Genomic DNA, 21,674 nt, shown 5'->3' on the forward strand with positions numbered 1-21,674 from the left:
TTGATGTAAAAAAGCACCTAAATAAAAATAATTTGTTAAATTGTTTGGTAATTCTTTGTAATTTAGAGATTAAATTATTAAACAATATTTGTGGTTTGATTTTCTTTCATATTACTTTGTTAAACTATTGTTTATTTGTACGGGGAATTATGAAAATATTTAAACAGTTTTTTTTTATTGGTGTGATTTCAATACTTTCTTCTTTTGCTGTTAAAGCTCAGGATAGTTTGATTATTATTGGTAAAATTGACAAGCGGCTTGATGAAAAAATCATAACGATGGAGAAAGTTTATCCATTTCCTAACACCTTGCCTACTACAAAAACAGAGTGCATAATTAAAGATGGCAAATTCTTTTTCTCTATTCCCGCAACAGCACTGGAACAATACCATATTAGATTTAAAAATGATCATAGTCCTAACGATTTTGTTAGTTTACTTTTACTTCCCAAAAAAACTGAAATCGAGTTTTTAGATAGCTCGCTTGTGAATTACACTTTGGTTGGTAACAATATAAATGGCCTATATAATAATTCAATATTACCCATTACAAATAGGAGAGAATTTACACAAGAAGAAGTGAACAGGGCATTGACAACGTGGGTGGAGAATCACGTGGACTCACCACTGAATACCTATATGATGGTTACAACATTATTGAATAATGTGTCAGATGATGAAATTTCCCGCTTATTTAATTTAATTCCTGATGCGAATAGAAAGGGTACTTATTTTAACGAGTTGAAATTTATTAAGGAAAATCTGTATGTAGGAAAAATATTGCCCGACTTTGTACAAGCTGATACAAGTGGTATCCCAATAAAGCTTTCAGATTTTAGGGGTAAATATATACTCGTAGACTTTTGGGCATCATGGTGTAAGCCATGCAGGGCGGAAAATCCTCATTTGGTAGCCGCTATGAAAAAGTATGATCATAAAAAGTTTGATATTATCAGCGTGTCTCTAGATAGTAAAAAAAGTGACTGGCTGGAGGCTATCAGTAAAGATGGGTTGCAAAATTGGACGCATGTTTCTGATTTGAAAGGGTGGAACAATGGTGTCTCGATATATTATAAACTCATAGCAATTCCAAGAAACTTCCTTCTTGATCCTAGTGGAAAAATAATTGCTAAAAACCTTCGGGGACAGGATGTTCTTGATATGTTAAATAAGATAATTGATTGAAAAACATCATGGGTAGTAGATGTAGCTCAGACCTGTGATTGGTAGGTTAGAATTTATTGATCAAATAGACTTCCATTAAATGAGAAAAACCTGCTCGTCTTTCGATTTGCAGGCTTTTTGTTGGTTTTGATGTCGTTTAACTTCTTCTGGCATTGTTCACCACTCAACCGTAATAGTTGTTCATCTTAAATTTTTAATCCAACAGCGTCCATGTTCTTTTAGTTTGAACCTGCTGTACCATTTGCTGTTCGGCAACAACAATGTTTTCTTTTCGCTGACCGATATATTCAAGTGTGCCCAGCTTATTCCAGAGTGCGATCATTACCCTTAAGAACTCTTCTGTCATAGACATAGCTGCGTAAATGTTCTGATGGTCATAAACCAGTTCGATATTACGTGCCAGCAATTCTTCAAAATTACCCGGGGTTACGTCCCGCCATTCGTAAAAATATTTGAGCATTTCTTCACGTTCTTTAGATTCGATGAGTTTGATTCCTGTAAAAAAAACGTGGGCAAGATTTGAGCCGTAACCTACAACATGCACCGGGGATTGCTGGTAACCAAAGTTTCTGTAGCTAAAAAAGATCTGGGCAATATAGTCAAGCAGTTTCTCTGAAAGTAACCTAATATTTTTTCCCAGGGGAGTGATGGAGTCTTTACTGCTTGTTTTATCGATGATCTTAAAAGCTGCCAGCTGCAATTCGTTGATCTGGGTACTGAACAATTCATAATATCTGATCAGTGAGGGATGACTAATCATATTGCTGCTTGGCGGGATATAATTTGAATTAATGGTAATCCTTCCATTTTCCAGGATCAGCTGCCCGATGGTTAGGTGATAACTGCCTGTAGCTTTTGGGGCCATCTCGGCAGCGGGAAGTATGGCAATGCTATAGCTTTTGGTAACATCAGGATACCTTGGCGGATTGTCTTCCGGATCTGGATTTCCAGAGGGTATACGCTCAAAAGGGTTAACCATTAGCAAGACATTATATAATGTAACCTTAGAGTAATCAGCATTGTCACTGTTAAAATAGTGAGTATAGCTGAGCTGGTTATCGAAGTTTGAAGACTCTACAATATCAATCCTGCAACCATCGGCGGTAATTGCATTGCAGTGTCTAACTCTAACTTCAATATGATTTGTGGCTTTTTCCAGAATCTCAATATCATGCGAGCTGCGCTGCCCGGCAAAGGGGGGAAGCAGGCCATAGTTGAAACTACTGAGAAATACCGAACTGGCATCCCTTACAAAATCCTGATTGAACTGATCTGTAGCAACGAAGTGATCGCTGGATAGCTTCATTCCATCCACCCAGTTTACGGGTTTATATTTTAATGGTGAAATCATAGTTTTCTGTTTATATAAAAATTGATTCGTCTCCCGTTATTTGTGGTTTATTGGCGTTTTCAGATACTCTTTTGGCATAAATGGTTACCTTCTCAGTAATGGCATTGTTCAGGATATCAAGATCAGGGTCGATGAATACGTTCTTTTTAAAGAAAGATGTTTTGATAAAGAATATCCATTTATAGGATTCCTGTTCGTCACTGTAATATTTTACCGGACTTTTGGGGAATTTAAGATTGTAATCCTCGATGAATTTATAGAACCACTCTCCGAAAATCATGTTTTCTGGTGCTTTAGCCTTTACCTTAATTGGTTCCGGATCGTTAGTATTCTTGTATAATTCAAGTTCCAAAACAAGCAGATGGTCAAAGTCGAGGTGATCCATTTCAATATGGATAGGGGTGGCAGGGTATTTCCAGATCTTGTAGATTTCTGTAGGAATACTGATAAGTGCAACGTAGGCCCACCAGAATAGCAGGGGGATAATAAATGTCATAAGACTGGTTGCTGCCCAGATTCCAAAGTGGATATCACTAAGCCAGTTGAAGGCCAGTTGAAATAGGAAAAAGCCGAGCAATGCACTAATAAGGACAGCAAATATGAAAAAGAATTTTCTTTCCAGCAGTTCCTTTGGATAATAGCGGGTAGCCAGGTAAACGAAGAGACAGCCTGTTCCCAGGTAATAGATCTGGCAAATGATATAACCCCAGGGCATAAAGTCAAAGCTCAGAAAACCCATAAAACCTGGTAAGGCGAGAATGATACTTAAGATAAGGATACTAACGATTAGTCTTTTGTTGTTAAGAAATTGATTCTTTTTATTTACAATAGAAATCAAAGCTGCGGAAACGAGGAAAATAAGTGGAAATAGTAAATATCGAAGAAAGAATGATTGAACGTCCATTAAATTATACTTGATGTTTATTTTGATGTCTTCACAAATATGATACCTTAAAATAAATGTCATAAAACCTGCATGAGCTTACAGTAAAAAAAAATAATAAAAAACAAGCTCATGCAAGTGCCATAACTGCTAAAGAAATTCTGCATTAATGAAAATGGTATAATTATTAGAGGTATGTGTTATTATCTAAACGCAAATCATCCATGAAGCAAAATTTACAGCTGAAGAACGATCTGAATACTGACTTTAAGGCGATCACAAAAGCGGCAGAGCTGATCGAGAATGGAGATTTTGAAACTGATCAGATTGCTATTTTGCCCGTTGGAGGGCGGCAAAGCGCTTACGCAAAGGACCTTGGTAATTATTCGTTTTATTATTCTGATAGCAAGCGCAAAGATTGCCTGGTCATTGAATTGAATAGGGAAGGGTTATATGATATGCTGCCTGAAGGGCTTTTTCATCAGCCACCAACAGGTAGTTCGGGTCTTTCTGAACAGGAAATGATAGCCGATGTACAGGCACGGAGAGCAGAAGAAAAAGATGCGAGAAAATTTTTTATGCCTTTTGAAGCAGAGTTGAATCATCTTAGGACGATCCTTGAATTGTATGAAAACAGACTGGATAAAAGAACTACTTATAATGATCTGACGAGGATATTCGGTGCGGAATGGAAGGAATTTGAATTGCTTGATAATGAACAGAGTATCATATGGATGCATCTCTTGCCATTGATCAGCGAGAAGCGTAACGATCTGGATTTTTTGGGACAATTGCTGTCTTTATTGTTTAAAGTGCCTGTTCAGGCTGCGTTGAGTTTGAGGAACCTGAAGCGGGCACCAATTGAAGAGAAAATGCAGTTCAGGCTGGGTTTCGGTAGTCTGGGTATAGACTCTACTATCGGCAATAGCTTTCTGACTGATGATGAAGATATTGTAATCAGTGTAGGGCCGGCAGATACCGATAAACTGGTTCGTTTTATGCCAGGAACACCAAGTACTTATATCATTGATCTGGCAGTTTCTTATCTTTTGCCAGTTCAAAATGAGATCAGTATAAAACTGGTTCCCAATTTAGAAAACCAGGTTGGTGCGCTAGGTGCCGGAAGCAATAATTCTTTCCTTGGCTTTACCGTTTATCTTTAAATTGTGGTTTAATTACGCCAGCAGCAGCCTGTAGTGGATGTTCATGATACTGCGGTTTTCTAATTTTGACTGCGTAAGTTCCAGAATTGACTTCCATTCATCCTTGTTGAGGTCGTGCTGATTTGCCGGAGTAATGATGATATCCGTAGTTTTGATAAATCCTTCTTTTGGATTTTGCGCCACCATTAATCCTTTGGCAAGTTTTAGTCCTTTGATCTTATTTCCAAGTTCATAAGAACAGAAATTAATCACATCCGACTGTGTAACAATTCTATTTGCTGTAGTTAAGCCGTATTTAAAAGCCTGAACACGGTTAGCTGCATTTAATCTGGATCTTCCGCCCTGCGTATTGCTCAGCAGGAAAATGCTGTCAGGAATCATTTTGCTGTTTTCAAATGATTGTAAACGGCTGCCTGACCTGATCTGGTTGCCCATTTCTGCATTGGTTGTCCAAAATTCAAGGAACATGATATCCGCATTGTTCAGCGGTTTAACAATGATATAGTTCAGCAATTCTTTCATCGTAGCGAGCTGCGCTTTGGTTTTTTGCTGGATAATGGAGATGTTCTGTTCCAGTTCTTTTAAAGAGCTGTTCAGGAAGTCTGAACCATAGGCCGAAAAAGATGCTTTTTCATCCCTCAGCAGCTCGAAAAGATAATCTACCACCTCTTTCGCGTTCCTGTTATCAAATCGCTCTGAGCCGCCGTAACGGATGGAAAAAGAGCCTGCGCTGCTGTCGTCATCATGGCTGTGAGGGATTTCTGTATAAATGTTGCCCATTTTATCTCCCAATGAATGAACGCTGAGGAACTGATCATGGTCTTGTACTTTAACCGGAATAATATTCGTCATCATTTTAAGGCGGTGTTTAAAGTCGTGAATTCTTTTATTAACCACCGGAAAGGCATTGATAGAGATATGCAGCTCATCCAGCATTACTTCTGTGATTGCTGCCGGAAATACAACTTTTAACCACAGCAGTTCCTTTTTTAAGTTAACCAGGCTGCCGGGCTGGAAGAGCTGTTCAAATTCTTTGGGGTATAATTGCAAACTAAAGTGCTGGGGATTAAGATGATCATCATCAATAGTCAAGAACCTGTTTGCGTAGAATGAGTGCACATCTTCTGTGAGCAGGTTCAGGATATCATGGTTATCAAACGGAGAATTTGAGTTCAGCGCGGGGGTGATATAGAACTTATCTAAAGCTGTGTTTACAGGAAGGCCGTTTACGGACCACTTAGACAGGGCTAAAAGATCATATATGTTGTTATTGATTGCATAATTTCTCCAATCAAAATAAAAACTAATACCGTTAAGTATCTTTAAAGTGGAAGGAGGGCGGATTCCTATGTATAAAGTGTTCGGTTCAAGGGCCGATCCCCGATTGGTATGGGTAAGAAGTGATTTATGATGCTGACTGTCAACCTGAAATAAGTTGCTTCCGCTGGCCAGATAAACTACCTCTGCATTAAATACCTTAATTGGCTTTAAAGGACTAAAAAAGATGTCTGCCGAGTTTTCTGTGCTGTTTTCGTTCATGTCCTTTAACTTTTTCCGAAAGTAGAACTGTGTTTTTGTATCTATGATTTCTGAGGGTTCATGAGGGCGGGCATGGGCGATAGCATGCGCGGGTAATGCAGAGGTTAATGTATCTGATGCTAAGATACGTGAGATCTTATCCAGAACCCTGTTTTCAAGGTTTTTTACGTCGTTTGATACGTTAAAAAGCTCTGTGCTCAGTGCTTCAATCAACAGTTTAACTAAAGGGTCAAAATCATTGGTATTCTTTATTCCCCAGTAGTCACGTGCATTTTTTAAAATCCTGTTTCTAATTTCGTCTTTTGAAGAATAAAATATGTTTTTCATTGATATTTGAAATAATATGTTTTTTAGAATTATAGTACTGTATGTAATTTAGATCATACTATCTTTAAAATAGAACAGTTTGTGTTAACTTGATAGCGGACTTAAAAACAATGACGTATTAAAATAGTATTTTTCTCCTGTAATATTGATTTTACCTCGTATGGAAATGTCCACTTTCTTCTTAATTTCTGTAACATTCCTGATAGTAAAGGACTTCTCTACTTCGGTCATTTTTATTTCTACTTCTACCTGATACAGCCTGTTTTCATATTCAGTGATAGATTTTAGCAAGGATTGCCTGAATTTTTCTTCCCATGTAGTTTCGCTGACGATCAGTTCGAAATCCAGATCCCATATTTCGCAACCAAAATTGCTGTTGTGCCTATGCTCTCCAAAACGCGTAAAGATAATTAGCTCAATGTGCTGTGAAATGGACTTCCCCGCATCTGCTTCCTGCAAATCCCGGTGTTCAAAAATGTTTATTAATCGAAATGGCTTATTGTATAAGAAATCTGACATATGTTGCTATTCAATGGAACAATAATTGGTAAAAGGTTAATCAATATTACGTCCAAACTTCAAACAAGTGAATATTGTTAGATCATGCTGGCTTAATGTTGTAATATAAATTAATAAATGCAATCTCATAACGTCTCTATTTTATGAAGCCCATAAACGCTCAGGAACTGACCAGGTCCTATCAGCTTTTCATTTTAAACTTTGTTTTGCTGATTTCATTCGCATTGATTTGTGTGTATCTTTTTTTTATTGCTTCAAAATACGAGTATCAGATTCTGGAAGATAAAGTGAAAAAAACTGATCAGCTCCTTTCCAAAAGGAAAGAGATCAATACCAGGTTTGATATGATCCTGTTAAAATTTAACGAGCTCTCGAAGTATAGCTCTATTAATTCTGAAGAGTTAAATAACCAGGCAATTCTGCTGGAAGATATTCAGAACAATAATTTTAAAATTAAGGAGATCCTTAAAAACCAGCAGCCGGCTACCAGCAGTTTTCTTTTATACAAAAAGATGTCTGACGATGTAACGCAAATGGCGGGGATCGAAGATTCATTATTCACTACCAAATTTCAGATTGAAAATATCAGAACGCAGCTGGAATCATGTTTACATACAAACCAGTCGGCCGCCGATAAGTTAAGAGCAGGCAAATTCAGAAGATAATTATGATTAAACTGAGTATAAAAGAACGAAGGGAACAGTTCCTGTTTTTTATAGGGATATTTCTCTTCACTACAGCATTGTTGGGATTTGGCCTTTTTCACGATTATGGTGATGAAAGGATGGTTTCTAAACAGGATCTGGCAGAAAAACTTTCGCAGGATGCCGATTTTGAATCTACAGTTAAGGAACAAAGGGCAACTGTGGACAGCACTTACAAGCAGATCATCACTTTTGATCCTGGCGTGCAGGCGGTTTTTCTGGAGAACGATATCAAAAACTCTTTAGCATCCATTAAATCGGTTTATGAGCGAAAAGCTTACGACCAGCGTTACAAGTCATTTCTTGAGGCATCGCAGTTATACAATGATCTTTTTTATAACAGAAGGGAACTGAAAGGAAATAACAGTGATATAGATAAACTCAGCAAATCACTGGAAGACTGTAAACTTTCTACACGCCAGTTAAGGCAAACAATAGGTAATCAACCAAGATAATCATATAAAAAACAAATAAAAGCACCTATGTCCGAAACCACTACTAACGGAAAATCAGTAAGCAGTAATTCACAGGGGTACGTCTTTCTGTACATCTTTATTGCTATTTTGATCCTCGCCGGGATCATATTTCTCTTTAAAAGTTCGCTTTTTGATAAACGGACTGTTGATGCAAGGATCTTAAAAGATGAATTGTATTTAAACGAAGACCTTGTGTTTACAGATAACACAAAAAATGCTAAGAAGTGGCTATGGGAATTTGGTAACGGAGCAAAATTAGCTACCCAAAACGGAAATTACCGCTATGCTAAATCCGGCTCTTACATTGTAAGATTAACCGTAGACGGACAGCTGCGGGAGCAGTTTCCTGTAACGGTACGGGATACGGTCATTGCTCTGCCAGACACGGTTGTTAGTATCAGCGGCCCTACTTCAGGCGTGGTCAATGAAGAAGTAAGACTGGAAGCTGAAGGTAAAGCGAATACTTTTCAGTGGTCTTTTGGGGAAACGAACAGGGTTGACGTAAAAGGCAGAACAGCGTTATATACTTTTCATACACCCGGTAAGTTCCTGGTGAAGTTAAATACTGATAATAGCCGCAGGGCGATTTATCATACCATTTTTATTACAGACCCCAATGCAGATCTGGAAACAGCTATTGTAGAACCCGGGGAAGGGGAGCGCAAAGTGATTGATGATATCAGGGCACGCTTACAGGCAATTGCCAACGGAGCAGATTTTAATTCAAATTACTATTACCTGATCAGAAGATACCTGTGTAACAATGAGAAGGTTACTGTGGCTGTAGAGCAGGACAGCGTTAAAAAATCAACCGACTTTTATTCCTACTGCATGGGATTAACTTTCGGAGGCGAGATCGTAGTAGATGAAGCGCAATTAACTATAAGCCCTAATTCTACCTGCGCCAGCCTGTTAAATATCAAACAACATTCAGCTAATACCGTAAAAAAATAGATCTATGAAACGAATTATATCTCTTGCTATCCTTTTGATCCAGGTTGTTTTTGTAATGGCACAATCACCCTCGGCCTTTGGAAAGAAAGTAAATTATATGCCTAAAGCTTTTGAAAAGCCATCTTCAACTACAAATGTGAGTGATGGCGGCGGTAAAACTAAACTGCCATGGGTAGTATTTTCAGACAGGGACGAAAATTACACTACCACAGCACCGGGAGGAAGTCTGATCATGAAAAAATTGAATTTCATGGAGCCATTTTATGTTTCAAAAGAGCAAAACGGTTACGTGAAACTGATCAAATATAAAGCTGGAATGATCAGGGGTCGGAAGATCAACGATAAGAAAAGTGCAATTAGCTATGGCTGGATCCCGGTTTCTAAATTATTACTATGGCAACGGTCATATTCCAACCAGAAATCAGGTTATCCGGAAAAATCAATCGCAATTATCAATGGCACATTACCATTGGTACAATCGAAATTCTACTATGACAATACGGATTCTGCTTATGTATATACCACTCCGGAGTTAAAGAAAAAAGCTACAAAGATCAGGCTGCATGAAATTAGTTATATTTTCAAAAAATCTGAAGACGGGAAGAAATACCTGATCGGTAATGAAGATCAGCTGGTAGCTGACAGTGCCAGAAAAAGTATTTATGGATGGATTGCGGCAGATGCCGTTCACAGCTGGGGAGACAGGTTATATATCGCCCCTTCGGCAAATGATTCTGATGATCTGAGTGATTCTGTGTCTATGACACTGAATAATGTACATGTAGATCCACTGCTGGATGCAAACGATATTATCCTTAGAGCCGCTCCGATTATTGGTGATGATGGAGGAAGTTTTACCGTTGGAGCAGCAAGGGATGTGTATAAAAAAACGGATAATAGAATCATTACTATCAGTGGTGCGGCGCTGACTTATCCGAATTACCTTACGCTTAGAAAAAATATCCATAAGATCAATGTGATATTCGTGGTAGACGGAGGAAGCCCAATGACTAAATATTTTTCGGGGCTAACCAATACGATTCAGTCTTTTGAAAATATTTTTAATGAGTACGGCAGGAATAACAAATTGAGTTATGGCGCTGTGGTATACCGTGGAGAATCAGGCTGCTCAACACCTGGCGTATTAACTACACCAGAATTATCCCCGGATTACAGGAAGTTAATGAACTTTTTAACGGTTGAAGCTAAAAAAACAGAGCGCTGTGATGGCAGGGTGGCCAATCAACCTGTATATGACGGTGTGAGGGCAGGTTTAAGCCTGATAAAAAAACATCCTAACGAAACTAACCTGATTATATTGGTTGGAAGTACAGGGAATGAAACTTCTTCCGGCAATCAGCTGACCCAGTTGGTAAATGAGTTTGGTGTTGCTGACGCAAGGCTGTTGTCTATTCAGATGTATAGTGATTATGATGAAACATTCAATAATTTTGTACTGCAATCTAAAAAGCTGGTTTCTGAATCAGCAGTTTACGCCGCAAAAAAGAAAAGAAGATTTCTGGTTAAAGGAGAAGGGCTGAGCGATACGCAGGCTTATAATACAAGCCGCCTGGATTCTATTTCTTATTATCTGGATTATCCAAAAAATAGTTTGATCCAGGGGGGGGTAGTTTTCCCTACCAAAGGTTCCGTGAATTCGAATGAATCCATGAATATTGCCATGCGCCGTTTCATCAAAGAAACTGACAGGGATATCAGCAACCAGATCAATTCTTTAGACAGCGCATTCAGATTAACCGGTATTGAGCGTAAAAACCTGTCGGCTGCCGTAGAAGGGCAACTAGTGGCTCCTGTAACGGATGAGGTTGCCGACCATATGCCACATAACGGATTTAAATATTACATGACTTCTTCAGTTCCTGTTGATGTGGTGGAAAAACACAGAAGCATGATGCAGTATGCTCTGGTACTCAATACTATGGAATTCAAACAGCTAAATGATGTGCTTTCGATGATGATTGGTCAAAACCTTCAAATGGATCAGTCTTCATTCAGAAAAAAACTGGTTGGAAATTATATCGCTATACAAAGGGTACTGCTGGCTAAAGACATTTCCAAAGGGGAGATCAGGTCGATGACACTGGGTAATTATTTAAAAATGGTAACCGGTTTGCCTGTAGAAAATGAGCTGCTGGCCAAATACAAGGTTAATGATCTGAAAAGGGAAAGCAGGATGCCACAGGTTGATTTCGAAGCTTATTTAAAGTTCCTGATCAGCTCCAGCGAAAATATCAGGAGAGGTGTTCAGTTTGGTCAGCAATTCATTTCTAACGGAAAAAACTACTACTATATCACTGAGAACAATTTTGTTCAGAAAACCGAAAAGGAAAACCCTTAATTATGAGTCTTACTAACGTTAGTGAATCGGTAAAATTAGCCTTAAGGGTGGCACAATCCTTAGCTAAAGAATATCATAATCCGGAATTTACCGCCGCTCACCTGTTGAAAGGGCTGATGCATAAGGAAGTTGGATTGAGAGGTTTTCTATCGTCGATAGGGAAAGATGAAGAATACATTAGTGAATGGGCCGAAGTAAGGATCGAGGAGCTGGACAAAATATCGGCTGCGCCGGATGAGGTAAAAGGTAGCCGTGAAATTGCCATGGTATTTGAAGAAGCTGATCTGGTAAGGATAAAACTTGGGTTGGATTTGATTACGCCTGTTTGCGTGCTTACAGCTTTATGTAAGCCTGCAGTGGGATTTAAGCCAGACCAATTGAAGTCGTTCCCAATCAAGGAACGGGAGTTGCTTGATCTGTATATCAGGGATGAAGAGCTGCAGCAGGTAGTTGCACCAGGCAAATCAGCAGCGGGAAATTCAGAGAAAAGTGCGGGTGCAGCAACTGCCCTGCATAAATACTGTATTGACAGAATTGCCCTTGCCAGAGATGGAAAAACTGATCCGATCATTGGCAGGGATAAGGAAACAAGGCAAATCATGGAGATCCTTTGCCGCAGGACTAAGCCTAATGTGATCATTACGGGGGATGCGGGGGTAGGAAAAACTGCATTGGTAGATGGTTTTGCACAGGATATTATTGCGGATAATGTTCCTGCATTGCTAAAAGGCGTACAGTTGTTTGAGCTTGACCTTGGATCACTCATCGCGGGTGCATCGTACAAAGGGGAAATTGAAGACCGTCTGAAAAATATATTAAAAGAAATTAAACAATTTGATAAGGCTGTCTTATTTATTGATGAGATCCATACCTTACTTGATAACAAAGGCCCTATAGGGGGCGGGGTTGGCAATTTGCTGAAGCCTGAGCTGGCAAGAGGAGAAATAACAGTGATCGGTGCCACTACGATCGATGAATACCGTAAGATCATAGAACCTGAACAGGCCTTTAGCAGAAGGTTTGAAGTATTGCAGGTTAATGAGCCTAATGAAGCTTCTGCAATCAAAATGCTGCAGAAATTAACGGATAAATACGAAGAACATCACCAGCTGAAAATCAATCCGGAAGCTATTCCTGAATGTGTAAGGCTGGCAAAACGCTATATGAAAGACCGCAGGTTACCTGATTCTGCATTTGACCTGTTAGACCGTACCATGGCAGCGATGAAGATGATGAATGATACTTCGGAGAAAGTTTTGGAAGAACTGAACGTATCACTGGCTGAATTATCAGCACTTGAAGAAAATACGCTGGAAGATTATAAGTGGCTCTACCACCAGCTTCAGGATAAAGTGAGCCCGGTTTTACTGGGGCAGCTGACAGACGAAACGCAGGCAGAAGCGTTTGAACAGCCAGAAGAATATCAGGAATATTTGAGGAGAAACCTGGATGCCCTGCAGGTACTTGCTGTACAAAAAACAGATGAAGTGAGTAAACAGGATATTGCCTCTATCGTTTCTTACAAAACAGGCATTCCTTTAGGAAAGATCCAGGCACAGGAGAAAGAAAAACTGCTGAACATGGAACAATTTCTGAAAAGGAGGGTGGTTGGGCAGGATCAGGCTTTAAAAGCTGTTTCTGACGCCATTCTTGAATCGAGGAGCGGACTGAACAAGAAAGGCCAGCCCATAGGATCATTCTTTTTACTGGGACCTACAGGAACAGGAAAAACGGAATTAGCCAAGTCCATTGCTGAATTTCTTTTTAATGATGAAAAGGCGATGATCCGTTTCGATATGTCGGAATTTAAAGAAGAGCATTCTGCTGCTTTGCTTTATGGGGCGCCTCCAGGGTATGTGGGTTATGAAGAGGGTGGGCTCTTAGTAAATAAAATCAGGCAGCAGCCTTATTCGGTGTTGCTATTTGATGAGATAGAAAAAGCGCATCCATCGGTATTTGATACTTTTCTGCAGATCCTGGACGAAGGGCATATGCATGACAGGTTAGGTAAAGAAGGTGACTTTTCCAATTCACTGATCCTTTTTACCTCGAATATCGGTAGTGAATGGATCGCAGGGCAGATTGCCCAGGGTGAGTTTCCTAAATCGCAGCAGCTGATGGATATCATGGCGGCACATTTCAGGCCTGAGTTTCTTGCACGTTTATCAGAGATCGTGCCGTTTGCGCCGATCAGTGAGCAGAATGTGGTACGGATCTTTGAGATCCAGCTAAAGAGCATGATCGATGCCCTGCATAAACAAGGTATAGGTTTTGAGATTGAAGAAGAGGCCAAAGCGATGCTGGCGCTAAGTGGCTTCACGCCGAAATATGGTGCAAGACAGTTATCGGGAGTGATCAGAAATGAACTGAGAAGGCCGATCTCAAAATATATCATTTCTGGAGAACTGAAGAAAGGTTTTACAATTGTGATCAGGAAACATGCAGAAGAGGAAAAACTGGAATGGGAAATCATCCCTGCACTGCCTGTTAATGAATTGGAAAACAAATAGTAACAAAATAATGTATTATAAATAGAATATAAACCCTTAAATATCAAGACTATGTTTAATTATGAAATTGGTGGTAACGAAAGAAAAATAGATACCTCAGAAGCATTCGCAGATATTGCCTTTAATAAAACACTCTTTATACAAAAACTGACTGATAACGAACCGATCAAACCAGAAAAAGTAGAAGGCTTAAAAACTGTTCAGGAGGTTTTTAACCATTATAAACCAAGTGTACGTGTAGGATTTGAAAAACATGATGGTTCCCCTGTTTCGGAAACCCTGAATTTTGGTAACCTGGGTGATTTTTCGGTGAAAAGTATCATCAACCAAAGCAGTCACCTGACTAATGTGAATATAGAAAGGGAAATGTCTTTAAATGTGATCAAACAGCTCAAATCAAATAAAACTTTAAAGTCTACGCTGGATGATGCAGAAACAAAAAGTGCATTTATCAGTGCTTTAAAAAACTTTGTAGCTGAATTAGAAGAAAATAAGTAGTTAGGCGCAGGTCTGTTAACGATTTAAAATATTAGATATGTCAACTCCAGAAGAACAAAACATAACAAATGATGCTTCACATTCGGACGGTTATAAACCGGCTGAAAGAGAAGTGCAGGAAAAACTTTCCCTGAAGGACAGTTTAGATAAATTGGCAAGAGTAGGCGGTTTCGATTTGCTGGAAGCAACAGTAGATGGATTGCAGAATTTAAACCCGGATAGAAAAGCCAGGAAACAGATTTTCCTGACCGGTGATGAGAAGAAAAAAGAAAGAGAAGAGCTAAAGAAAAAAATCCAGTTATGGATTGACGTGCTGGAAGAATCTGATTCTGTAGCGGGTATGGTAGAAAAAAGCACAGAAAAGCTGCAGGCGGCGGAAGAAAATCTGAATAAGAATATCGCAACTGCGCTCGAAACTACTAAAGAGCTTGAACAGGCTTACCGTTCGGTAAACCTCTTCTACCAAAATACAGAATCAGATAAACTGAAAAATGTAGTGTTGATGAATGCTTCTATGGATCAGATCAAAGATCTGGATAATCCCAGGTTTATTGATTATGTAGGGGATGAACTGAAACAAAAATTTGACCGTCTTGACCTGCGTGAAAATTATTCATTGATGGTTATTCCCGGATATATGGGGTCTAATAAGGTAGTCGAAAAATGGGGTAAGATCGCACATGAGAATAAAGCAATGCTGGTGACAGATTTTGCTGATCTTGATCAGCCTGATGATGTGATTGACTTGTTTACTTCGGCAAACCTAACCGGTGGAGAGGCTTTCAGATCTAATGTGATCATGACGTGCAACTGGCTGGTAGGCAGAGGTAAGGTTGCGGAAGTTGGTGAAGAGGATGACCTGACCGTTCCCGGATCGGCAGCATTGGCGGGCAAGATGTATTATACGTTGATGTCGCAGGTAACAGCCGGTAAAAAACATGGTGCGATCAATGATGTGGATGGTGTTAAATTTGACCTTAAGAAAAGTGAGATCTCACACCTGGAGCGTATTGGTCTGGTTCCAATGGTAAATGAATATGGAAAGGTAATGGCTTTTTCTGCCAAGACCCTGTTCAATGGTGATAATATCGGTCTGCAAACCTATTCTGTAGTCCGTGTATTCGATTATGTGACAAAAGTGCTTTTTGATTTCTTAAACAGAAGGGCTTTTGAAAACTGGACTTCGAAAACTGAACAGGACCTAAGGGGTCAGATTGTGAAATTCTTAGACGGTATCCAGGGGCCTGAACGTTTAATTGAGCGTTTTAAGATCATGCGTTTTGAGCGTGATGAGGTGCAAAAAGACAAGATCCACCTGGATATTCATATTACTCCTTATTTTCCTGCAAAAAGTTTTGTTGTAAAACTTGACGGGCAAAAAGGGGAGGATGAAGAAACTACCTGGAGCACAGAGTATGCGCAACAATAGGTTGTAGTTATTTTCTACGTATAATCCGGGCAGATTGAAGAAATCTGTCCGGAATTTTTTTTATGCAGCTCCTGGATTTCCTGACTTAACAATTTCTTTATAATTTAGCGTCAGAATCTTTACATGGATTCCCTGGTCTATGAAACAGATACTGATCATCAATGGTGATCCTGAGAAAACCGATACTATCCGTTATCTAATCGATGCGTACCGCAAAGGCGCGGAGGAGGCAGGTGCCCACATCAGGGAAATCACGATTGTTGATCTGATCTTTAATCCAAATAAACAATTTAACAATAGCGTAACAGAGCTGGAGCCTGATCTTAAACGGGCGCTGGATCAGATTATATGGTCTGGTCATGTGGTGCTTTTCTGTCCGGTTTACCTTTCATCTATTCCCACACGCATTAAAGGCTTCTTTGACCGGCTATTTATACCGGACCAGGTTTTTTTGGCTAAACAGCAGAATATCAGGAAGAATTTTGCAGGAAAGTCGGCCAGGATTGTATCCATTTTAGATGAAGAAACTTTTGAGTACTGGAAACAGGACAAAAAAGTAACCTACCTTTCTATTAAAAGAAATGTATTCGAAAATTGCCGTTTTCACCCGGTACACACCAATACGATAGGACAGTTATACTCCATAGAAAATGAGTACAGTAAGAAGTGGTTACGTAAAATGGAAACTTTTGGTGCCAAATTAATGTAGTTAGAGGGTGATTCGAGCCGATGTTAATATCTTTTTCTTATATCATACTGATTAGTAGCTGAGTTGGCAACATTTTTGCTTTACATGGAGCGATAATAAATTAATATCAATCCTAAAACAAAAAGTTATGGCTTTCAAAGCAAGATTAGACTTTTCGGGCAAGGAGTACGATGTGCTCCATTGTGCCTATTCCCTAAACCGTGATGTAGATGCAAAAGGAAGACCCTCTTCCGGAGTGTATGGTGGTACGATCGATATTGAGATCGAATCAACAGAAGACACTTCTATCATCGAAGCAATGGTAAACAACCAGTACAAACCTTTAACAGGCACGCTGCTGATCAAAAAATCAGAAGAGGATGCAAAAATGAAGGAAGTGAATTTTGAAGATGGATACATCGTTAAGTATTCTGAAGGAATTAACATCACCGGCGATAACCCGATGACACTGAAATTCCAGATCTCTGCCCGTAAATTAAAACTGGGCAACGCCGAGCATGTAAATGACTGGCCAAAAGCGTAATCAAAATTAAGGAAGTTAACCATTAAAAAATCATTATCATGGCATTTAAAACCAGATTGACTCTTGGATCTAAAGAGTTCGACGTGCTGCAAACCAGCTATTCATTAAACAGAGACGTAGATGCAAAAGGGCGTCCGTCATCAGGTGTTTACGGTGGAACGATTAATATTGAAATTGAATCGACAGAGGATACTTCAGTAATCGAATCTATGGTGAATAACCAGTACAAACCACTTTCAGGAACGATTACCTTTAAAAAAGGTGAGGAAGACGCGAAAATGAAAGAATTGACTTTCGAGGACGGTTACATCATTCAGTATAATGAAGGTATCGCTGTAAACGATAATACGCCAATGACTTTAAGTTTTGTCATTTCAGCACGTAAGCTGAAGATCGGCAATGCAGAACATATTAACGATTGGCCAAAAGCTTAATTGTAACCCAATAAACTTCTGCTTAATTGATTAGGCGGAAGTTTATTGTTGTATCGTTTTGTCTCAATGTGTAGCATAAGTCAACACTTATCTGTTAGCAGTTAAATTACTATTAAAGTTGATTGTTTTTTTATTTTTAATTCGCAGAACTTACAGCTGCGTATAAAAATAGAGAAATAGTGAGCTGTTTGATAGCTGATTTTAATTTAATATTAGATGATGTCAATTCTTTTAATAACTGGTCAAATTGTAATTTTAGATCAACTAACAAACATTATCAAACACAAAAAAAATACACATAATGGCTTTTAAAACCAGATTGAATCTTGGATCCAAAGAATTCGACGTGCTGCAGTGCAGTTTTTCATTAAATAGAGATGTAGATGCTAAAGGTCGTCCTTCATCGGGGGTATATGGCGGAACAATCCATATCGAAATTGAGTCAACTGAAGATACTTCTGTGATCGAATCTATGGTGAATAACCAGTACAAAGCCCTTTCTGGAACTATCGTTTTCAAAAGAGGAGAAGAAGATTCTAAGATGAAGGAACTGTCTTTTGAAGATGGTTATATCATTCAATATACGGAAGGGATTGCTGTAAACGATAATACACCAATGACTTTAAGTTTTGTGATCTCTGCGCGCAAGTTGAAACTTGGAAATGCGGAGCATGTGAACGACTGGCCGAAGCCTTAATTGCACTGTATGTTATCACCTGGTAGCGCTGGTGATGATTATATCTCGTTATTGATTATGAATAGATGGAATTAAATACAATTGATTTTGGAAGTCAGATTACCGCACCTAAATTAAGTGCGGCATCAGCAAGTGTTCCGGCAATTGTAATATTTGTTAATGGATATCGTATGTCAGTTCCCGTAATGAATATTGTACGTGAAATACGGCGTAATGAAGACGTAACAATCTATTACGATAATGAATACTGGAATGATATTGATGACAAATTTCAACAAAGATTAGGTGACCAATTTGCGTTTTATGCTGATGGGGATGCGCCAACTATAACTGCAAAAAATGAAATCGGATTTCATGCGCGCAAACGCCATGGAAGAAAGGCTGGATATAATTTAATCGTAAAGATCAATCAGATAAAATACTCAGATGTAAGGAACGAAACAAGCAGAAAAATCCTTTGGGGACAAGACGCAGACCTCAACAGGTACGATCCGAAAAAGATCCCTATCGACATTGTTTGTCACAGTATGGGTTTTGCTTATGCACTTGGTATGGTGGAAGTACTAAAGGAGTTGGGATATAATCCAGAAAGGATATATGCTTTAGCTCCTGAGAACCCGGGTGGAGGATCTATACCTGGCTTTATTAAGGAAAGTATACAATATGGCTCAGGTCCAGTTGATCATTGGTATAAACAAGATATGATCGCACCGCAAAAGGCAATTCCCGGAATTGGTCAGGTCCAATTTATTCCCCCTGGTGTTCCCAAAGGTCCTTATGCAAGCCACAGCGTGGCTAATTATGGATGGATATTTGGGCTTAAAAAGGGAATTAAAAGTTATGTAAAATCCAGGATAAGTAATTAATATGTTTTAACATGAGGAAAATTATTGTCACCTGTCTTTTTATCATTGTATATATCTTTTCCACTGGATGTGAGCATAAAAAAAATAAAGAAGTCATGTTTGAAGAACAATTGAAGCAGTTAAGAGGAAATAAAACTTATCAGGATGTTCTGGTTACCGCTAATAAAAGTCTAAATAAGTGGTTAGCGGATGGTTTGGAAGATGTACTGGTTTTGAATGATTATAACTGGAAGGTTGACGATGCTGTTTTCTTTAATAGTAAAAAAAATAGATGTTACCTTTTATTAATAATCCAGGATAAAGATCTTAATGCCACACTCGATTATATTTATGTCATGTATGGTGCATTGGAACATGGTAAATGGACTATTTATTTTGAAGGTCTGCCCGGACTTGTTTTTCCAAGAGACCGGTATAGTAAAAATAAAAACGCTCCCATTCCTCTTGATACTCTTTCTAAGGCTGGCCGTGAGGAAGCTTTACGAGGTTATTACAATAATAATGGATCCATCAATGATGAGTATATAGAAAAAGCATATACTGAAGAGCTTAGGAGAAGGCATGAAAAATTTCTTAATAAAAATCAATAACAATTATTTAACAGATAGAAGAAACCATATTTTATAACACTTTAAATTTCTCCTTATCACTTGTAATTGTTAAAAAACAGATGGTCAACGAGATTCAAAATATCAAATCATGGAAGAAAGAATCATAACGACAATAAGTATTGACGGTAACCCGATCTCTACATTTTCAAATTTATCGATTAAACAATCTTTTAATAATCACCATTTTTTTGAGCTGTATGTGAATCTTGACACGTTTGAAAACCTTGGAGATTTTCAGGCTACTAATTCAAAAGGTCATATCGGTAAAAAAGTTCTCGTCTCTATAACTGAAACTTTTTCCGGCTCAGAAACACACTTTTCTGGTGTGATCTGCGAGGTAGCAATGGAACAAAGTAATGGACTTCATGGTGAGCTTGTGCTAAGAGGATATAGCCCTACGATCTTAATGGATTATGGACCTGTCTTGAATAGTTATTTAGCTAAAACGCTGACTGATATCGTGAAGCAGGCAACATCAAGCCTGGTCAGTAATGATATTAACCTCAGTATACAGCCTAAATTTACGAAATCCATTAATTACATGGTTCAATATAAAGAAAGCACGTTTTCGTTCCTAAACAGGCTTTCATCAGAATATGGCGAGTGGTTTTATTATGACGGACTGGATACCCATTTTGGCCGTCCACAAGAACAAAAGGAGATCACATTAACTTATGGGCGTGAGATCAATACCATGAATTGGTCAATGAAAGTGAATCCTGTAAATTTCTCTCAGTATTCTTATAATTCTGACAATGATTATTTGCATGAAACAGACGCGCCATCTACTGTAGGCAGTGCTCAGGATGATAATAGTTTAGCACTTTCGGCATCTCAGCAGGTGTTTTCTGAAAAGGTTAATCTACCTATAAAACCACGGGTTCAGACTCAGGAAGACTTAACAGAGCTCGTTGGTCTGAGAAAAGCTGCTGTTGCTGCTGATCTGGTAGGATTGATTGCAAAAACCAGCAGTCCCGCTGTAGGTATAGGAAGTGTGGCTAATATTAAGGTTTCCAAAAAAGGAACCCTAGATTTTGTTACAGAAGACTACGGTAAATATTTGATTACTTCTATCCTGCATGAGGTGGATGGGAATGGAAGATACAGGAATACCATCGAGGCTATACCTTCAGTGAATGACGTGATCCCGATGAAAAAGGCTAAATACCCAATGGCAGAAGCACAGGTAGGTATCGTAAAACAGAATAATGACCCTGAAAATTTTGGAAGGGTTAAAGTGGAACTTTTATGGCAAAAACCATTAAATCTTACTACAGACTGGATAAGGGTACTCACTCCTGACGCAGGAAGCAGTGACCTGATTAGCCAGAACAGGGGGTATGTTTTTGTACCGGAAGTTGGTGATCAGGTAATTGTTGGGTTCAGATATAATGATCCTAACCGTCCTTTTGTAATGGGAAGTATCTTCCAGGGTAAAACTGCGGCAGGCGGACTGGAAGAAAACCATATGAAAACGATGACCACACGCAGTGGGCATCTTTTACAGTTTAATGATGGGCCATCTGGTCAGGGAATAACGATTACCGATGCGAATAAAAACGTTATCCATATTGACACTACTGGTAATAATATTACGATTACTGCCAATGAGAATATGACACTGAATTCCAAGAATATGCAGATTAATGTTGCGGAGAATCTGGATATCCAAGTTGGAAAAGATATTACCACGATGGCTGGTAATAATGCCAATACGCAGATCGGAGTAAATAATATGATAAATATCGGTGCAGATTACTCGTTAAACGCTGCGAATATCACGGAAATAGCAGTTGATGCTTTTCAAAGTGAAGCGACAAATATTACAAAAACAGCTTCAGGGGCATTGAATCTGAACAGTCTGGAGGGTAGTATCACTAAACATGCTGCTAAAACTATCCATAACAATAGCGGAGAGAAAAGTAATCTGTTTTAGTA

20 protein-coding genes are annotated in these 21,674 nt (G+C 38.8%); 16 read left to right on the forward strand and 4 right to left on the reverse strand.

Features of this window, described 5'->3' with window-relative positions:
- The first annotated feature begins 149 nt into the window (after positions 1–149).
- The gene (locus tag GSQ84_RS21105) at positions 150–1,184 is read left to right on the forward strand and encodes a TlpA disulfide reductase family protein (protein WP_158799316.1); all 1,035 of its coding nucleotides are present in this window, start codon (positions 150–152) and stop codon (positions 1,182–1,184) included.
- A gap of 193 nt (positions 1,185–1,377) precedes the next feature.
- On the opposite strand, the gene GSQ84_RS21110 is transcribed toward GSQ84_RS21105, so the two are convergent.
- Both GSQ84_RS21110 and GSQ84_RS21115 read right to left on the reverse strand, forming a co-directional pair.
- Positions 1,378–2,535, reverse strand: a complete 1,158-nt coding sequence (locus GSQ84_RS21110) for a hypothetical protein (protein WP_158799317.1) — start codon at positions 2,533–2,535, stop codon at positions 1,378–1,380.
- Positions 2,536–2,545: 10 nt separating this feature from the next.
- Positions 2,546–3,439, reverse strand: a complete 894-nt coding sequence (locus GSQ84_RS21115; RefSeq protein ID WP_158799318.1) for a TssN family type VI secretion system protein — start codon at positions 3,437–3,439, stop codon at positions 2,546–2,548.
- A 203-nt stretch (positions 3,440–3,642) separates the two neighbouring features.
- On the opposite strand from GSQ84_RS21115, the gene GSQ84_RS21120 reads away from it, so the two are divergent.
- Positions 3,643–4,581 (forward strand): type VI secretion system baseplate subunit TssG, encoded by a 939-nt coding sequence (locus GSQ84_RS21120; RefSeq protein ID WP_158799319.1) that lies wholly within the window; start codon positions 3,643–3,645, stop codon positions 4,579–4,581.
- Positions 4,582–4,593: 12 nt separating this feature from the next.
- Here the strand turns inward: GSQ84_RS21120 and GSQ84_RS21125 are convergent, their stop codons facing one another.
- Positions 4,594–6,447 carry a type VI secretion system baseplate subunit TssF gene (locus tag GSQ84_RS21125; RefSeq protein WP_158799320.1) on the reverse strand — a complete coding sequence of 618 codons (1,854 nt, stop codon included), beginning with the start codon at positions 6,445–6,447 and terminating at the stop codon, positions 4,594–4,596.
- An 84-nt stretch (positions 6,448–6,531) separates the two neighbouring features.
- Positions 6,532–6,966 (reverse strand): GPW/gp25 family protein, encoded by a 435-nt coding sequence (locus GSQ84_RS21130; RefSeq protein WP_158799321.1) that lies wholly within the window; start codon positions 6,964–6,966, stop codon positions 6,532–6,534.
- 143 nt (positions 6,967–7,109) lie between these two features.
- Between GSQ84_RS21130 and GSQ84_RS21135 the strand changes: the two genes are divergently transcribed.
- From GSQ84_RS21135 to GSQ84_RS21200, 14 genes are all read left to right on the forward strand, one after another.
- Positions 7,110–7,631, forward strand: coding sequence for a hypothetical protein (locus GSQ84_RS21135; protein WP_158799322.1), 522 nt, complete (start codon positions 7,110–7,112; stop codon positions 7,629–7,631).
- A gap of 2 nt (positions 7,632–7,633) precedes the next feature.
- A complete protein-coding gene (locus tag GSQ84_RS21140; RefSeq protein WP_158799323.1) occupies positions 7,634–8,125 on the forward strand; it encodes a type VI secretion system transmembrane protein TssO in 492 nt (163 codons plus the stop codon).
- Positions 8,126–8,152: 27 nt separating this feature from the next.
- Positions 8,153–9,100 carry a PKD domain-containing protein gene (locus GSQ84_RS21145; protein ID WP_158799324.1) on the forward strand — a complete coding sequence of 316 codons (948 nt, stop codon included), beginning with the start codon at positions 8,153–8,155 and terminating at the stop codon, positions 9,098–9,100.
- Positions 9,101–9,104: 4 nt separating this feature from the next.
- Positions 9,105–11,459, forward strand: a complete 2,355-nt coding sequence (gene tssR / locus GSQ84_RS21150) for a type VI secretion system protein TssR domain-containing protein (protein ID WP_158799325.1) — start codon at positions 9,105–9,107, stop codon at positions 11,457–11,459.
- Positions 11,460–11,461: 2 nt separating this feature from the next.
- Positions 11,462–13,969 carry an ATP-dependent Clp protease ATP-binding subunit gene (locus tag GSQ84_RS21155; RefSeq protein WP_158799326.1) on the forward strand — a complete coding sequence of 836 codons (2,508 nt, stop codon included), beginning with the start codon at positions 11,462–11,464 and terminating at the stop codon, positions 13,967–13,969.
- Between the two features lie 51 nt (positions 13,970–14,020).
- Entirely contained in the window at positions 14,021–14,467 is a 447-nt protein-coding gene (locus tag GSQ84_RS21160) for a hypothetical protein (RefSeq protein WP_158799327.1), read from the forward strand.
- Positions 14,468–14,504: 37 nt separating this feature from the next.
- Positions 14,505–15,896 (forward strand): DUF5458 family protein, encoded by a 1,392-nt coding sequence (locus GSQ84_RS21165; RefSeq protein WP_158799328.1) that lies wholly within the window; start codon positions 14,505–14,507, stop codon positions 15,894–15,896.
- Between the two features lie 139 nt (positions 15,897–16,035).
- Complete coding sequence (locus GSQ84_RS21170) at positions 16,036–16,605, forward strand: NAD(P)H-dependent oxidoreductase (protein ID WP_158799329.1); 570 nt, start codon at positions 16,036–16,038, stop codon at positions 16,603–16,605.
- A 127-nt stretch (positions 16,606–16,732) separates the two neighbouring features.
- The gene (gene tssD / locus GSQ84_RS21175; protein WP_158799330.1) at positions 16,733–17,128 is read left to right on the forward strand and encodes a type VI secretion system tube protein TssD; all 396 of its coding nucleotides are present in this window, start codon (positions 16,733–16,735) and stop codon (positions 17,126–17,128) included.
- Between the two features lie 38 nt (positions 17,129–17,166).
- Complete coding sequence (gene tssD, locus GSQ84_RS21180; RefSeq protein WP_158799331.1) at positions 17,167–17,562, forward strand: type VI secretion system tube protein TssD; 396 nt, start codon at positions 17,167–17,169, stop codon at positions 17,560–17,562.
- Positions 17,563–17,863: 301 nt separating this feature from the next.
- Positions 17,864–18,259, forward strand: a complete 396-nt coding sequence (gene tssD / locus GSQ84_RS21185) for a type VI secretion system tube protein TssD (RefSeq protein ID WP_158799332.1) — start codon at positions 17,864–17,866, stop codon at positions 18,257–18,259.
- 65 nt (positions 18,260–18,324) lie between these two features.
- Complete coding sequence (locus GSQ84_RS21190) at positions 18,325–19,125, forward strand: hypothetical protein (RefSeq protein WP_158799333.1); 801 nt, start codon at positions 18,325–18,327, stop codon at positions 19,123–19,125.
- An 11-nt stretch (positions 19,126–19,136) separates the two neighbouring features.
- Positions 19,137–19,715 carry a hypothetical protein gene (locus GSQ84_RS21195; protein WP_158799334.1) on the forward strand — a complete coding sequence of 193 codons (579 nt, stop codon included), beginning with the start codon at positions 19,137–19,139 and terminating at the stop codon, positions 19,713–19,715.
- Between the two features lie 109 nt (positions 19,716–19,824).
- On the forward strand, positions 19,825–21,672 hold the full coding sequence (locus tag GSQ84_RS21200) for a type VI secretion system Vgr family protein (protein WP_158799335.1): 1,848 nt from the start codon (positions 19,825–19,827) through the stop codon (positions 21,670–21,672).
- Positions 21,673–21,674 lie beyond the last annotated feature (2 nt).

This window comes from Pedobacter sp. L105 (assembly GCF_009765875.1).
Lineage (GTDB): Bacteria > Bacteroidota > Bacteroidia > Sphingobacteriales > Sphingobacteriaceae > Pedobacter.

Excerpts from the sequence above, each read along its gene's own strand:
- GSQ84_RS21105 (WP_158799316.1), top strand. The coding sequence starts at position 150 with ATGAAAATATTTAAACAGTTTTTTTTTATTGGTGTGATTTCAATACTT.
- GSQ84_RS21110 (WP_158799317.1), bottom strand. The coding sequence starts at position 2,535 with ATGATTTCACCATTAAAATATAAACCCGTAAACTGGGTGGATGGAATG.
- GSQ84_RS21115 (WP_158799318.1), bottom strand. The coding sequence starts at position 3,439 with ATGGACGTTCAATCATTCTTTCTTCGATATTTACTATTTCCACTTATT.
- GSQ84_RS21120 (WP_158799319.1), top strand. The coding sequence starts at position 3,643 with ATGAAGCAAAATTTACAGCTGAAGAACGATCTGAATACTGACTTTAAG.
- GSQ84_RS21125 (WP_158799320.1), bottom strand. The coding sequence starts at position 6,447 with ATGAAAAACATATTTTATTCTTCAAAAGACGAAATTAGAAACAGGATT.
- GSQ84_RS21130 (WP_158799321.1), bottom strand. The coding sequence starts at position 6,966 with ATGTCAGATTTCTTATACAATAAGCCATTTCGATTAATAAACATTTTT.
- GSQ84_RS21135 (WP_158799322.1), top strand. The coding sequence starts at position 7,110 with ATGAAGCCCATAAACGCTCAGGAACTGACCAGGTCCTATCAGCTTTTC.
- GSQ84_RS21140 (WP_158799323.1), top strand. The coding sequence starts at position 7,634 with ATGATTAAACTGAGTATAAAAGAACGAAGGGAACAGTTCCTGTTTTTT.
- GSQ84_RS21145 (WP_158799324.1), top strand. The coding sequence starts at position 8,153 with ATGTCCGAAACCACTACTAACGGAAAATCAGTAAGCAGTAATTCACAG.
- tssR (WP_158799325.1), top strand. The coding sequence starts at position 9,105 with ATGAAACGAATTATATCTCTTGCTATCCTTTTGATCCAGGTTGTTTTT.
- GSQ84_RS21155 (WP_158799326.1), top strand. The coding sequence starts at position 11,462 with ATGAGTCTTACTAACGTTAGTGAATCGGTAAAATTAGCCTTAAGGGTG.
- GSQ84_RS21160 (WP_158799327.1), top strand. The coding sequence starts at position 14,021 with ATGTTTAATTATGAAATTGGTGGTAACGAAAGAAAAATAGATACCTCA.
- GSQ84_RS21165 (WP_158799328.1), top strand. The coding sequence starts at position 14,505 with ATGTCAACTCCAGAAGAACAAAACATAACAAATGATGCTTCACATTCG.
- GSQ84_RS21170 (WP_158799329.1), top strand. The coding sequence starts at position 16,036 with ATGAAACAGATACTGATCATCAATGGTGATCCTGAGAAAACCGATACT.
- tssD (WP_158799330.1), top strand. The coding sequence starts at position 16,733 with ATGGCTTTCAAAGCAAGATTAGACTTTTCGGGCAAGGAGTACGATGTG.
- tssD (WP_158799331.1), top strand. The coding sequence starts at position 17,167 with ATGGCATTTAAAACCAGATTGACTCTTGGATCTAAAGAGTTCGACGTG.
- tssD (WP_158799332.1), top strand. The coding sequence starts at position 17,864 with ATGGCTTTTAAAACCAGATTGAATCTTGGATCCAAAGAATTCGACGTG.
- GSQ84_RS21190 (WP_158799333.1), top strand. The coding sequence starts at position 18,325 with ATGGAATTAAATACAATTGATTTTGGAAGTCAGATTACCGCACCTAAA.
- GSQ84_RS21195 (WP_158799334.1), top strand. The coding sequence starts at position 19,137 with ATGAGGAAAATTATTGTCACCTGTCTTTTTATCATTGTATATATCTTT.
- GSQ84_RS21200 (WP_158799335.1), top strand. The coding sequence starts at position 19,825 with ATGGAAGAAAGAATCATAACGACAATAAGTATTGACGGTAACCCGATC.